General features: G+C 67.4%; 8 protein-coding genes. 2 read left to right on the top strand and 6 right to left on the bottom strand.

What is annotated here, in order from left to right:
- The 3 genes from folC to serA all read right to left on the bottom strand — a co-directional run.
- Positions 1-1,162, bottom strand: a 1,162-nt coding sequence (gene folC / locus ACSAMQ_RS05715) for a bifunctional tetrahydrofolate synthase/dihydrofolate synthase (protein ID WP_435394727.1), incomplete at its 3' end; no start/stop codon positions are given.
- Positions 1,163-2,468: 1,306 nt separating this feature from the next.
- Positions 2,469-3,113: a histidine phosphatase family protein gene (locus tag ACSAMQ_RS05710; protein WP_435394726.1), complete on the bottom strand. Its 645-nt coding sequence runs from the start codon at positions 3,111-3,113 to the stop codon at positions 2,469-2,471.
- A gap of 2 nt (positions 3,114-3,115) precedes the next feature.
- A complete protein-coding gene (gene serA, locus ACSAMQ_RS05705; protein ID WP_435394725.1) occupies positions 3,116-4,678 on the bottom strand; it encodes a phosphoglycerate dehydrogenase in 1,563 nt (520 codons plus the stop codon).
- Between the two features lie 414 nt (positions 4,679-5,092).
- Here serA and ACSAMQ_RS05700 point away from each other — a divergent pair, with 414 nt between their 5' ends.
- Together ACSAMQ_RS05700 and ACSAMQ_RS05695 are read left to right on the top strand one after the other, a co-directional pair.
- A complete protein-coding gene (locus tag ACSAMQ_RS05700; RefSeq protein ID WP_435394724.1) occupies positions 5,093-5,320 on the top strand; it encodes a DUF6289 family protein in 228 nt (75 codons plus the stop codon).
- 246 nt (positions 5,321-5,566) lie between these two features.
- Positions 5,567-5,794: a DUF6289 family protein gene (locus tag ACSAMQ_RS05695; RefSeq protein ID WP_435394723.1), complete on the top strand. Its 228-nt coding sequence runs from the start codon at positions 5,567-5,569 to the stop codon at positions 5,792-5,794.
- A 1,081-nt stretch (positions 5,795-6,875) separates the two neighbouring features.
- On the opposite strand, the gene ACSAMQ_RS05690 is transcribed toward ACSAMQ_RS05695, so the two are convergent.
- The 3 genes from ACSAMQ_RS05690 to ACSAMQ_RS05680 all read right to left on the bottom strand — a co-directional run bounded on the left by ACSAMQ_RS05690 (position 6,876) and on the right by ACSAMQ_RS05680 (position 13,946).
- The gene (locus ACSAMQ_RS05690) at positions 6,876-9,053 is read right to left on the bottom strand and encodes a S46 family peptidase (RefSeq protein ID WP_435394722.1); all 2,178 of its coding nucleotides are present in this window, start codon (positions 9,051-9,053) and stop codon (positions 6,876-6,878) included.
- Between the two features lie 349 nt (positions 9,054-9,402).
- Complete coding sequence (locus tag ACSAMQ_RS05685; RefSeq protein ID WP_435394721.1) at positions 9,403-11,577, bottom strand: S46 family peptidase; 2,175 nt, start codon at positions 11,575-11,577, stop codon at positions 9,403-9,405.
- Positions 11,578-11,792: 215 nt separating this feature from the next.
- The gene (locus tag ACSAMQ_RS05680) at positions 11,793-13,946 is read right to left on the bottom strand and encodes a S46 family peptidase (protein WP_435394720.1); all 2,154 of its coding nucleotides are present in this window, start codon (positions 13,944-13,946) and stop codon (positions 11,793-11,795) included.
- Between the last annotated feature and the right edge of the window lie 30 nt (positions 13,947-13,976).

Raw genomic sequence — 13,976 nt, 5'->3', positions numbered from 1 at the left:
TGCCCTCGCCGGCCGCGCTGCCGCGCAGGCGCTCGGCGAAAGCCTCGACATCGACTCCGCGCGGACCGCTCTCGGCCAGCCCGGCCAGATGCCAGGCGTCGATGCCCTCCTGCAAGGCGGCGGCGACGCCGGCTACGTCCTTGTCGCCGAGCGCGGCGAATACCGCGTGGGTGCGGCCCCGGGCCGGTTCGGCCGCCAGCCAGGCCGCCAATTCGCGCGCGGCCTGCGGGTTGTGGCCGACATCGACCACGATCTCGACCCCGCCGCGATCGAACCGCTGCAGGCGCCCGGGCACGTGCGCGGCGGCCACGCCCTCGGCGAACTGCTGGCGGGTGGGCGACTTGCCCAGCGCCCGCAGCGCGGCCACCGCGACCGCGGCGTTGCGCATCTGCGCCGGCGCGGCCAGCGCCGGCATCGGCAACTCGACGCGGTAGCCGACCTCGCGCCATTGCCAGCGGGGGACCTCGTCGGGCCGTTCGGCGTGCGGCGGCAGCGCCTCGAAGAAGAAGTCGCAGCCCGCGCGCACCGCCGAAGCGCCGATCGCATACGCATGGCGCAGCACGCTCGACGGCGGATCGTCGTCGCCGAGGATAAGCGGCTTCCAGCCGCGGGCGATGCCGGCCTTCTCGAAGCCGATGCTCTCGCGGTCGTGGCCCAGGTAATCCTGGTGGTCGAGGTCGACGGTGGTGATCACCGCGACGTCCGGGTCGACCAGGTTGGTCGCGTCCAGGCGGCCGCCGAGCCCGACCTCGAGGATCGCCAGGTCCAGCCTGGCGCGCTCGAACAGCCACAGCGCCGCCAGGGTGCCGTACTCGAAATAGGTCAGCACGACCTCGCCGCGTGCGGCCTCTATGGCCTCGAAGGCCTCGACCAGGGCGGCGTCCTCGGCATCGGCGCCGCCGATCCGCACCCGTTCGTTATAGGCCAGCAGATGCGGCGAGGTGTAGGCGCCGACGCGCCAGCCGGCGGCGCGCGCGATCGCCTCGATGAAGGCGACCGTCGAGCCCTTGCCGTTGGTGCCGCCGACGGTGACGACCTTGCGGGCCGGGCGCTTGAGGCCCAGGCGCTGGGAGACGACGCGGATGCGGTCCAGCCCCATGTCGATGGACTTGGGGTGGATGCGTTCGATGTGGGAGAGCCAGTCGGCGAGCGTGCGTTGCATGGCGCGAATTCTCGCAGATACGCCGGCCGGGTTGATTGCTGGGTTGATCGGCCGGTGCGGGCGGTTCGGCGGTTCGGCCGCGGTGCTGGGCCGGTCGCGCGTCCTGATGGGCGGGTACGCTGGGATCATCGGGGGCCGGTCGTCGGGGCCTGGTGGGCACCGGGTTGGGCGGCCTGATTGGGACTTGCCGCGTCGGCAACGGCGGCTCGCCGACCGCCGCTGCGGCAGCGGTTGGCCCGTGTGCTGGCGCGGCTACCGCCAGAACGCGGTCGCGACTTGCGTCGCTCCTACCCTGGAGTCGTCGCATGAGCGTGTCGCCGCGAAGCCAGCCCTGTAGGAGCGACGTGAGTTGCGACCGCGGGGCACGCAGAGATAACCAAGCCGTCGCCGCTCGTCGAAGCGGCGCGCTATCGCCAGGGTAGGAGCGGCGCAAACCGCGACACCGTTGCGACTATCTCGCGCCGACACTCCCGAATCCAGGCTGTCTCTGCTTCCTGTAGGAGCGACGTGAGTCGCGACCGCGGGGCACGCAGAGACAACGAGGCCGTCGCCGCTCGTCGAAGCGGCTCGCCCTCGCCAGGGTAGGAGCGGCGCAAGCCGCGACACCGTTGCGACCATCTCGCGCCGACACTCTCGAATCCAGGCTGTCTCTGCTTCCTGTAGGAGCGACGTGAGTCGCGACCGCGGGGCACGCAGAGACAACGAGGCCGTCGCCGCTCGTCGAAGCGGCTCGCCCTCGCCAGGGTAGGAGCGGCGCAAGCCGCGACATCGCTGCAGCGGTCTTGCGGCGCATCGTTCAACCGAGCGAGATCAGATCAAGATCAAACCCAAAGCTTCCGCCACTAAAGCGGCGGGTTACTTTCTTTTGTCTAAAGCAACAAAAGAAAGGTAACCAAAGAAAAATGCTTCTCTTTGAATCAAGGGCCCACACGTTCGATGCCGGCGCAGGGCTTTTTCATACGGGACCTCCTTGTCCCGATGAAAAACGGCGCGCATCCCTGCGCGCCGCCCTCCGAGTCTTCGTTAGCCTTCGCGAGTGCTCGGCTACGCACAGCAATAGCAATAGCAATAGCAATGGTCACTGCAATGGCGATGGCATGGCGAGGCCAAGGGGAAGGCCAAGGCGACGGCCAAGGCCAAGGCGAAGAACTACGCATAGCCAAGTGCAGCTTCGGGGCTTCGACCCGATGCAATCGCAACTTAAGGATGGCTCACGGCGCCCTGAGGATCGCATCACCGGCGCTCGTATCCTCAAACAAAAACGGGCGCCTCCAAGGAAGCGCCCGTTCCGGTCAACCTATTTCCATTACAACGCCCGATGCACCGCTTCGCCGAACAAGGCGGTGTGGTGACTGCAGTCGTTCAAGCGCACCACGTCGAGGGTGTCGACGCTGTCGCCCTCGAGCAGGTTCAGGGTGGTCGGCGCCTGGCGGAAGGTCCACAGCTTCGACAAGGGGATGCCGAGCACGCGGCACAGCAGGACGCGGTTGACGGCGTCGTGGGCGACGATCAGCAAGGTGTCGTCGGCACGCAGGCCGTCGCAGGCGCGCACGAACGCCGGCCAGGCGCGGTCGAGCACGTGCACGATCGATTCGCCGCCGGGCATCAACACCTCATGCGGGGTGTCGCGCCAGGCGCGCAGGCGGTCGCCGTCGCGCTCGCGGATTTCGCTGGCGAGCAGGCCTTCCCAGGTGCCGTGAGCGATTTCCATCAGGCCGGGGTCGAGCTGCAACAGGCTCGCGCGTTCGCTGCCGAGAGCGAGCTCGGCGGTACGGCGCGCGCGCGACAGCGGCGAGGCGACGGCACGGGTGATCGACACGTCGCGCAGGCGCGCGCCGAGCGCCGTGGCCTGGGCTTCGCCGACCGGCGACAGCGCGATGTCCTCCTGGCCCTGATAGCGGCCTTCGGCGTTCCACGGGGTTTCTCCATGACGGGCAAGCAGGATGCGCATGATCAGACCTGCGCCAGCGAGAGGATGCCGGGGGTCGCGCGCAGCAGCGCGAGCTGCTGTTCGTTGACCGGGCGGTCGACGGTAATCGCCGCGCGCGCCTGGCCGTCGCCGGCCGCGCCGAGGGCGAAGTTGACGATGTTGACGCCGGCCGCGCCGAGTTGCGAACCGACCGCGCCGATCATGCCCGGACGGTCTTCGTTTCGCAGCAACAGCACATGCGCCTGCGGGTCGAATTCGATCTCGACGCCGTCCAGGCGCACAACGCGCGGGCCGCGATGCAGAGTCGCTTCGATTTCGCGGGTGCGCTTCTCGCCGACCACGCGCAGCTTGAGCAAACGGTCGAAACCGTCGCCGTCGCCGCCGAGGGTCTCGGCCACGGTCAGGCCGCGAGCGGCCGCTTCCTGCAAGGCGTTGACCGGGGTGACGCGACCCGAGGCGGTACCGAGCAAGGCCGCGACCAACAGGCGCGTCAGCGGACGCGTGTCGAGCGCTTCGGTGCGCCCGGCGTAGGTGATTTCCAGGCGCGTCGGCGCCGGCACCAGGCGTGCGGCGAGGCGGCCGAGCGAGGACATCAGCGGCATCCACGGGCCGGATTCGCGCGCGGCTTCGGCGGTCAGCGGCGGCAGGTTGACGCAGCCGGCGACCGCGCCGGTGGCGACGAAATCGATGATCTGGCGGGCCAGGATGGTGCTCACCGCCTGCTGCGCTTCGCTGGTCGAGGCACCCAGGTGCGGGGTCAGGATCAGCTTGGGGTTGGCGCGCAGCGCCGAGTCGGCCGGCAGCGGTTCGGTGACGAACGTATCCAGCGCGGCGCCGGCGATGTGGCCTTCTTCGATCAACTGCAACAAAGCGGCCTCGTCGACCAGCCCGCCGCGCGCGGCGTTGATCAAGTAGGCGCCCTTCTTCATCCGGCGCATGCTCGTGTCCGAGAGCAGGTTGGTGGTTTCCTTGGTGCGCGGGATGTGCAGGGTGACGACGTCGGCCCAGGCCAGCAGGTCCTCGAGCGTCTTCAGCGGCACGCTGCCCTTGCCGGCGGCGGACGCCGGCAGGAAGGGGTCGTGCGCGGCGACTTCCATGCCGATGCCCTGGGCCTTGCGCGCGACCGTGCCGCCGATGCGGCCCAGGCCGATCACGCCGAGTTTCTTGCCTTCGAGTTCGAAACCGGTCAGGCCCGCCTTCGGCCACTCGCCGGCCTTCATGCCGGCATCGGCGCGCGGGATATGGCGCGCGAGCGCGAACAGCAGCGAGATCGCGTGCTCGGCCGCGGCCAGGGTGTTGCCGTCGGGCGCGTTCATGACCGCGATGCCGCGTTCGGTGGCGGCCTCGACGTCGATGGTGTCGACGCCGGCGCCGGCACGGCCGATCACCCGCAGTTGGGTGGCGTCGGCGAGCGCTTCGGCCGGCACCTTGGTCGCCGAACGCACCAGCACGGCGTCGACGCCGACCAGGGCCTGGGCCAGGGCCGCGGTGTCCTTGATCGGTTCGGATACGACGACTTCCCAGCCCGCATCGCGGAACAGGGCCAGACCGTCTTCATGAATGCCATCGCAGGCCAGTACTTTCATCGCAAGCTCCAGGTCGTAGGGGACAGACCACGGAGCACGAGCGAGCCGGCACTACGGTTGGATCTCGCGCCCTCCAGGCTGAAGCTGGGGCCACGATGCCGCTGGACAGCGGCGCCGCATGAGGCGGCATCTGACACGGGTCGGGAGACGGGGCCGGCTGGCATGGGAATCCGCGACTGCCCGGGCAGCCTAAGTCAGCCGAACGCCGCTTGCAAGCGCGGCCGCGTTCATGACTGCGGCCGCCGCCCTCGCGCGGGCGCAATACGTTTTGTGCAGGAATTAGCAATTTGCGATTGCGCTTCGGAACCGCGTCACAAAGATACGAATCGAGTCGCGATGGCACATTGAGAAATCGCCACCCGGGTCCTAGCGTCGTGGCGCCGGTGTCCTGCCGGCATCCGAAGAGAGAACACCATGCGCAAGAAACTCGCTCTGACGCTCGGCCTGGCGGCGCTCGCCGCGGTCGGCGCCGCGGTCGCGGCAATCGGCCCCACCGGCCCCGGCCAGTTCTACACCTATTACGACGACAACGGCACCGTCGTCGGCTACTCGGCGATCCACTGCGACAACACTCGCGAGTCCTGGGGCAAGTTCACCAAGAACTACAGCGACGGTTATTTCATCTGCGATCCTGAAATCTGATCGGCCGGCGGCCGCCGCCTTTGCGTTTCGCCGCGGCACGGTCCATGTCGCGCGTCGGCAACGTAGCGGCCGCCTCGTACGTCCCGCACCACCGGTCTGAGCGATCGGCGCAACGGCACGACACCGTCGAGCGTGAGCGACGCTTGGCGCATAGCGCCCGCACCATCGAAGATCGCGCCACCGCCCGGCCCCGTGTCCTTCGCCGCGCCGGGCATCCAATCTGCTTTGCAAAGATGGGAGTTCGTCATGCGTAAATCTTTCGCCCTCGGTCTGGGCCTCGTCGCCGCCCTCGTCGCCACCGCCGCCCTCGCCCGTCCGCCGGGCCCGGACGAAATCGGCGAGTTCTACGTGTATTTCGACGCCAGCGGAAAAATCGTCGGCCAAGCGCAGCTGAGCTGCGAGGGCGTGTACACCGAATCGGGCGTGCGCACCTCCAGCTACAGCGTCGGCCATCTGGTCTGCAATCCTCGCTGAGGCGTTGCGTATTGGGGTAGAGAAAGGGCCGGCGCATGCCGGCCCTTTTTTTGGGTGCGTCCGTTGCCGTTGCCGTTGCCGTTGCCGAGATCTGCTCTGCGCCTTGCCGGTCAAAAGCAGACCCGGAGGGCGGCCCGCAGGGATGCGAGCCATGCGCAAGCAGGCCATGGATGGCCTGTCTGGAGCATCCCTGCGTCGGCACCGATCGTGCGGGCCTGTGCCCTTTCAAGAAGAAGCACTTTTCTTTGGTGACTTTCTTTTGTTGCTTTGGATAAAAGAAAGTTACCCGCACCCTTTAGGGGGCGGAAGCTTTGCTATTGATTTGGCTTCTAAGCTTTACGGTAAGAAACGCCGCAACGGGATACGCCGCGGCCGCGACTTGCGTCGCTCCTATCCTGACGGGCTACCGCCCCGCATCGGCGCGAGATCGAGGCGTCGCGGTCGCGGCTTACGCCGCTCCTACAGGGATCGCTACGCAGCATTGCGTGCAGGGCCTGGCCTTTGTAGGAGCGACGTGAGTCGCGACCGCGAGACGCGCATAGATGACGAGGCCGTCGCCATTCGCCGAAGCAGCGATCCATCGCCAGGGTAGGAGCGGCGCAAGCCGCGACATCGTTGCGGCGGTCTTGCGGCGTACCTCTCATCGGGGATCAAGATCAAAGATCAGGATCAAGATCAAGATCAAACCCAAAGCTTCCGCCACTAAAGCGGCGGGTTACTTTCTTTTGTCTAAAGCAACAAAAGAAAGGCAACCAAAGAAGTGGCTTTGTTTTGAATCAAGGGGCCCGCCACGATCGATGCCGACGCGGCGATCTACATACGGGACCTCCCTGTCCCGATGAAAAAAACGGCCCGCATCCCTGCGGGCCGCCCTTTGGGTCTTCCATTGCTTTCGCAAGCGCGTAGCCGCGCACAGCAACAGCAACAGCAAAGACAACAGCAACTGCAACGGCAACTGCAACGGCTGAGACAACTGGGACGGCGATGGAAGCAACAGCGACGCAAGGCGTAGGCAAGAGACAAGCGAACGCCACACCTGTTACGAAACAGCATCAACGGCCAGCGCCGGGACGCGGCCCAACTACTTCCCGCTCGCCGGCACTCCCATCTCCGCCAGCAACCTCGGCGCCGGGAACACGTCCTGCAGCACCCAGCGCAGGTAACGCTGGTCGACCGAGATGGTGCGGGTCATCGCGGGGTCGAACAGCCAGCTTGCGCTGACCGATTCCCAGTTGCTGTCGAAGGCGAGGCCGGCCAGCTTGCCCTGCCCGTCCAGCACCGGCGAGCCGGAGTTGCCGCCGATGATGTCGAGGTCGGCGAGAAAATTCACCGGCACCGAGCCCAGGCGCTTGTCGACGAGATTGGCGCTGTAACGCTTGGCCGCGATCGCGTCGAGCAAGGCCGGCGGGGCGTCGAACGGAGGCTTGCCGCTGTTGCGCGCGGCGATTTCCTCGATCCGGGTGAACGGCAGTTGCTTGGCGCCGTTGCCCTTGGTGTAGGGCGACACGGTGCCGTAGCTGATGCGCAGGGAACCGTTGGCGTCGGGATAAACCGGCGTGCCGAGGCCCTTGCGATAGTCGGCCAAGGCTTTCAGGTAGACCGGGCGCACGCTCAGGGTCTCGCCGGCGCGGCTGCGGATTTCGCGCTCCATCTCCAGCATCGTCGGCATCACCGCAACCGCGAACTGGATCGCGCCGTCCTTGCCGGCGTCCTTGCTTTTCTCGAAGGCGGCGCGGTCGGCCTTGAGCCAGGCCGCGCGCTGTTCGGGGTTGCCCAGGCGCGATTTGGCGATGCGGTCGAGGGCACGCTTGATCGCCTTTTCGTCGTCGCCTTCGAGCCATTGGTCGAGCGCGGCGACACGCTGCTGTTTCGGCAGCTTCACGTACTCGTGCAGCCAGTAATTCTGCAACTGCCGGTCCATGCGCACATCGAAGCGGCGGTCGGCCTGCTTGAGCCGGTTCTCGAACGCGCCCTGGTCGCGCTGGCGGTAGCCGTTCTCGCGTTGCGCGTCGGGCTTCTCGCGCTCGATCGCCATCCGGTACAACTGGGTCGCGGCATTGAGCGTGCCGGTAGCGTACAACTGGCCCAGCACCAGGTCGCGGTCGCGCTCGGCGCGTGCCTGTTGGCCGAGTTCGACCAGGCGCGCGTGCGCGGCCAGGGCCGGCTCGCCGGCCGCGCCCTGCTTGCGCAGCCATTCGAGCAAGCCGGTCTCTTCGCTGCGCTTGGCCTGGGCCGCGTGGGTGCGGCGGAAACTCTCGATCTGGCTTTCGTAACTCTTGGCCGCGCCCAGCCAACCGCGCAGGGTGCCGGCGTACTTGCTCGCGACCTCCGGACTCTTGCGGCCTTCGGCTTCGATCAGCGCGGCGAGGCGGCGGTAATGCGCGGCGACGGTCGGATAGGTCCAATCGGCATTGGCCTCGAAGTCGTCGGCCATGGCGTAGCGGTTGGTCATGCCCGGAAAGCCCGCGAGCATGACGAAATCGCCGGCGCCGAGCGGCTTGTCGGCGATCTTGAGCCAGCGCTTGGGCTGGTAGGGTACGTTGTCGATCGCGAACGGCGCCGGCTTGCCGTCCTTGCCGACGTAGGCGCGGTAGAAAGCGAAATCGCCGGTGTGGCGCGGCCAGGACCAATTGTCGGTCTCGCCGCCGAAGTTGCCGATGCCTTCTGGCGGCGCATAGACCAGGCGCAGGTCGCTGATCTCGATGCTGCGCTGCAACTGGTAGCGGTTGCCGCCGGAGAAGCTGTACAGACGGCAGCCGTACTCGGCCTGGGTCTCGCACTCGGCGACCAGTTGTTTCTCCAGCGCGTCGAGCGCGGCGATGCGCGCGAGCGGATCGGGCGCGGCGGTCAGCGCCGCCTGCACCCGCGCGGTGACGTCCTGGACCGAGTCCAGCACGAAGATGCGGGCGTTGGCGCCGGCCGAGACTTCCTCGTTGTTGGTGCCGGTCTTGAACCCGTCGCGCAGCAGGCTTTTCTGCGGGGTCGAGTTGAGCTGCAGCGCGGCGAGCGCGCAATGGTGGTTGGTCAGCAGCAAACCCTTGGGCGAGACGAAGCTCGCGGTGCAGCCGCCGAACGGCACCACCGCGCCGAGCGGGTCGCCCTTGGGATCGCTCAATTGCGCGAGTTGCTTGGGCGTCGCCCGCAGGCCGGCCTGCTTGAGCTTGCCCGCGAGTTCGGGGAATTGCTGAGGCGTCCATACGCCCTCGACTGCCCGGGCGGCCCCATGCCAGGCCAGCGTGCACGACAACGTCCCTGCCATGGCCAATGATCGGGCCAGCACCGTGTATTGCATCAAAGCGTCCCTTGGAAGGCGGGAGGTCGAGTCTAGCCCGGCTGTTTCTGCGAAGGCCATTCCGGATCCGTCGAAGCGGGGCCCCGCGACGATGCAGTTCGTCGCGCTTCAGCGTCGGCGCGCGCGAATGCGGCCGGCAATCTAAAAATTTCGTTAGTTAGGCGAGTCCACCCCGACCGGAGATGGCGCGGTCACGGGCGGTCATACGGTCGCGGCTCGCACCGCTCTTACCCCCTTTGCGTCGCCGCCCTCGCACAAACGCAAACGCCGGTCGGGGAACCGACCGGCGTTTGCGGCGACAGGCGCTTGCGGCGTCTTACTTCTTCGCCGGCACGCCGAGCTCGGTCAGCAGCTGCGGCGCCGGGTAGACCTCCTGCATGATCCAGCGCATGTAGCGCTGGTCGACCGAGATCATCCGGGTCATCACCGGGTCGAACAGCCAGTTCGAGCTCACCGACTCCCAGTTGCCGTCGAAAGCCAGGCCGACCAGTTTGCCCTCGCCGTCGAGCACCGGCGAACCGGAGTTGCCGCCGGTGATGTCCAGGTCGGACAGGAAGTTCACCGGCACCGTCTTCAGGCGCTTGTCGCTGAGGCCGGCATAGCGCTTGGCCGAGATCGCGTCGATCAGGTTCTGCGGCGCGTTGAACGGCTCCTCGCCGGTGGCCTTGGCGGCGACCTCTTCGAGCTTGGTGAACGAGGCCTGCTTGCTGCCGTCGAGCTTGGTGTAGGCCTTGACGTTGCCGAAGGTGATGCGCAGGGTCGAGTTGGCGTCCGGATAGACCGCCTGCTTCTTGCTCTTGCGATAGTCGATCACGCCCTGCAGATAGGCCGGGCGCGCGACCAGGGTTTCGCCGTCGCGGGCCTTGCCCTCTTCCTCCAGACGCAGCGCCGCCGGGAACAACGCCTTGGCCATCTGGATCGCCGGATCGCGGCTCTTGTCCATCGCGGCGCGGTCGTCGTCGATCAGCGCCAGGCGCTCCTTGGCGCTGCCGAGCTTGGTCTTGGCCAGTTTGTCGAGCGCGCGCTTGATCGCCTTCTCGTCGGAACCGCCGAGCCAGCGGTCCAGCTCGGCGATGCGCTCGCCGGCCGGCAGCTTGACGTATTCGCGCAGCCAATACGCCTGCAGCTCGCGGTCCATGCGCGGGTCGTAGCGGCGCTCCATCTGCTCCAGCGCGGCCTTGATCGAAGGCAGATCGCGCTGCTGGTAGCCGGGTTCGCGCTCGGCGTCGGGCTTGGCGCGCTCGACCGAGAGGCGATACAGGGTGGCGGACGCCGCGATCACGCCGAAGCGGCGCAACTGCGAGAACACCATGTCGCGCTCGCGGTGCGCGTTGGCGGCTTCGATCTGCTCGAGCATCTTGGCGTGGCCGGCCAGCGCCGGCGCGCCGGCCTTGCCGCGCTTGCCGAGCCAGGCCAGCACCGCCTGTTCGTCGGCGTGCTTCTTCTTCGCCGCGCCGATGCGCTCGAAGCCTTCGAGCTGGCCGTCGTAGTTCTTCAGCGTGTTCTGCCAGCCGCGCACGGTGCTGGCGTACTTCACGCCGATCTCGGGGTCCTGCTTCGCGGTCCGCCCGACCAGCGCGACCAGGTTCTTGTAGTGCTGCGACAGGGTCGGATAGGACCAGTCCGCGGTGGCGTCGAACTCGGCCGCCAGGGCGTAACGGTTGGTGCGGCCGGGGTAGCCAGCGACCATGACGAAGTCGCCCTCGCCGAGCGGCTTGTCGGCGATCTTCAGGTAATGCTTGGGCTGGTAGGGCACGTTGTCCTTCGCGTATGCGGCCGGCTTGCCGTCTTTGCCGACGTAGGCGCGGTAGAACGAGAAGTCGCCGGTGTGGCGCGGCCACATCCAGTTGTCGACTTCGCCGCCGTAGTTGCCGACGCTGCCGGGCGGCGCGTAGACCAGGCGCACGTCCTTGATCTCCATGCGCCGGAACAGGCGGTAGGTGCTGCCGCCGAAGAAGCTGTAGACCTCGCACGCGTAGCCGGGCTCGGCCTCGCACTGGGCGATCAACCGCTTCTCGACCGTCTCCAGCGCGTGGGTGCGGTCGATCGGCTCGACCGCCTCGTCGATCGCAACCTTGATTTGCGCGGTCACGTCCTGGATCGAATCGAGCACGTAGATGCGCGAGGCCGGGCCGGCCGAGACTTCATCGCCCGCAGTTGCGGCGTTGAAGCCATCGCGCATCAGGTTCTTCTGTGCGGTCGAATTGAGCTGGATCGCGCCGTATGCGCAATGGTGGTTGGTCACCACCAGGCCGCGCGGCGAGACGAAGCTGGCGGTGCAGCCGCCGAGCGAAACCACCGCGCCCATCGGGTCGCCGGTAAGGTCGGCGAGCTGCTTGGCGTTGAGCTTGAGCCCGGCCTGCTTCAGCGGCGCGGAGATCTCGGGCAACTGCTGCGGCACCCACATGCCTTCGACGGCCCGGGCCGTCGTGGCCAGGCCCAAGCCCAGCGTCCCTGCCGCGACGGCCGCGGCCAATAGCGTGTAGCGCATGCGTATACCCCTGATTCGAATGGAAAAAACGATGAAGAGTCTAGCCCGCGGCGGGCGGGCTGACCATGGGCGGGCGTAGCGGAAAGAAACCAAGGAGAGTAACGAGTGAAGAGCAACTAGGAACTAGAAACGCAGCGGCGGTCTCCGACTCGTTCCTAGTTTCTTCTCACTCGTTTCTTCCCACTCGTTTCTTCTCACTCGTTCCTGCCACCCGCTCATTCCCCGGGCAAGCGCATCTCGCGCAGCAAATGCGGAGCCGGATAGACCTTGGCCAGCAGCCAGCGCATGTAGCGCATGTCGACGTGGATCGCGCGCTTGTAGCGCGGGTCGAACATCCAGCTGGCGCTGACCGCTTCCCAGTTGCTGTCGAAATTCAGGCCGATCAGGCGGCCGTTGGCGTCGAGCACGGGCGAGCCGGAATTGCCGCCCGTGGTGTCGAGGTTGGTCAGGAAATCGACGGTCTGGGTCTTCAGTTCGGGATCGAGGGTGCTGCCGTAATCGCCCTTGGCGATCGCATCGCGCAAGGCCTGCGGCGCATCGAAGGGTTTGACGCCGGTGTGTTTCTCGACGATGCCCTGCACGGTGGTCAGCGGCCGGTAACGCACGCCGTCGCGCGGGTCCATGGCGCTGACCGCGCCGTAGCTCACGCGCAGGGTTGAGTTGGCGTCCGGGTATACCGCACGGCCCTGCGACTTGCGAAAGCCTATCAGCGCACGCATGTACGCCGGGCGCAGGCGCAGCAGTTCGCCTTCGCGGGTCTTGTTCTGTTCTTCCAGTGCCAGGATCGCCGGCAGCAAGGTCGCCGCGGCGCGCAACAGGCTATCGTCGGAGGCGGCCAGGGCCTTGGCGTCGGCCTGCATCGCCTGCAGGCGCACCGCTTCGTCGCCGAGGCGGGTGCCGGCGTACAGCGCGTCGAGGCTGCGCTTGAGGCCTGCGGCGTCTTCGCCGGCGAAGACCCGGTCGAACTCGGGCACGCGCGAGACCTTCGGCAGCGCCTTGTACTGGCCCAGCAGGTCCAGCAGCAGGGCCTTCTCGACTTCCGGCGCATAGCGGCGCTGCACTTGCTTGAGGCGGCCGGCGATCAGGGTTTCGTCGCGCTGCTGATAACCGGTCTCGCGCTCGGCGTCGGGCTTGCCGTGTTCCAGCGCCAGGCGCTGCAGGGTCAGCGCGGCATTCAACAGCTGCGCCTGGGTGCGGATCGCGGTCAGCAACTGATCGCGGTCGCGGGTCGCGGCGGCGGCATCGAGCACTTTCTGCGCCGCGTCGATGTCGGCGCGGATCGCATTCGCATCGGGCTGCCTGGCCAGCCAGGCCAGCATCGCGGCCTCGTCGTCGCGGCGTACGCGCACCGCATCGCTGCGCCGCAGGCCGTCGAGTTCGCCCTGGGCGCGCTTGAGCGTGTTCTTGAAGCCGGCCACCTGCGCCGCATAGCGCACCTTGGCTTCGGCGTCGGAGGCCGCGGCCTGTTCGACAGTCTTGATCATGCCGGCGTACAAGGCCACGCGCGAGGGCAGCTGCCACTCGATCTGCTGGGCGAACTCGGCGGCCATGCGGTGGCGGAAGGTCACGCCGGGATAACCGGCGAGCATCGCGTAATCGCCTTCGCGCACCGGATCGGTGGCGATCTGCAGGTGTCCCGGCGGGCTGTAGGGCACGTTGTCCGGCGAATAATCGGCCGGCTTGCCGTCCTTGCCGACGTAGGCGCGCAACAGGGTGAAATCGCCGCTGTGGCGCGGCCAGACGAAGTTGTCGACCTCGTCGCCGTAGTTGCCGATCGCGTCCGGCGGCGCGTAGACCAGGCGGATGTCGCGCAGCTCCAGCTGGCGGATCAGATAGAAGTCGGTGCCGTAGTACATGTTGGCGACGCTGCAGCGATGTCCGCCGTCTCGTTCGCATTCGGCGACGACCGCCTTGGTCGCCGCATCGACGGCTTCGTAGTAAGCGCGACCGCGCTTGCCGCGGGCATCGGCGAGGATGCGTTCGGTGACCTTGTCGAAACCGGTGGTGACCAGCACGCGGAAATCCGGGTTGGCCGGCAGCTCGGCGGCGCGGTCGGCGGCGACGAAACCGTTGCCGATGAGATCGCGCTCCGGCTTGGAGTTGTACTGGATGACGCCGAAGGCCACGTGATGATTGGTCAGCACCAGGCCCTCGCCGGAGACGAAGGCGCCGGTGGCGCCGCCGACCTTGACCACCGCGTTCATCGGCGCACGGGTCAACTCGGCCAAGTCGGCCGGGTCGCCCTTGAAACCGGCGGCGCGCAGCTGGCGCGCGATCTCGGGCAGTTGCGAGGGCATCCACATGCCTTCGTCGGCCTGGGCGGCGGTGGCGCACAGCGCCAGGGACAGGGCTAACACACGGGGGCGCATGGTCGTTCCGGACGATTACGAAGCCGCGAC

Source organism: Lysobacter sp. 1R34A, assembly GCF_051217035.1.
GTDB lineage: Bacteria > Pseudomonadota > Gammaproteobacteria > Xanthomonadales > Xanthomonadaceae > Lysobacter.
This window is presented reverse-complemented; position numbering and strand designations above follow the sequence as displayed.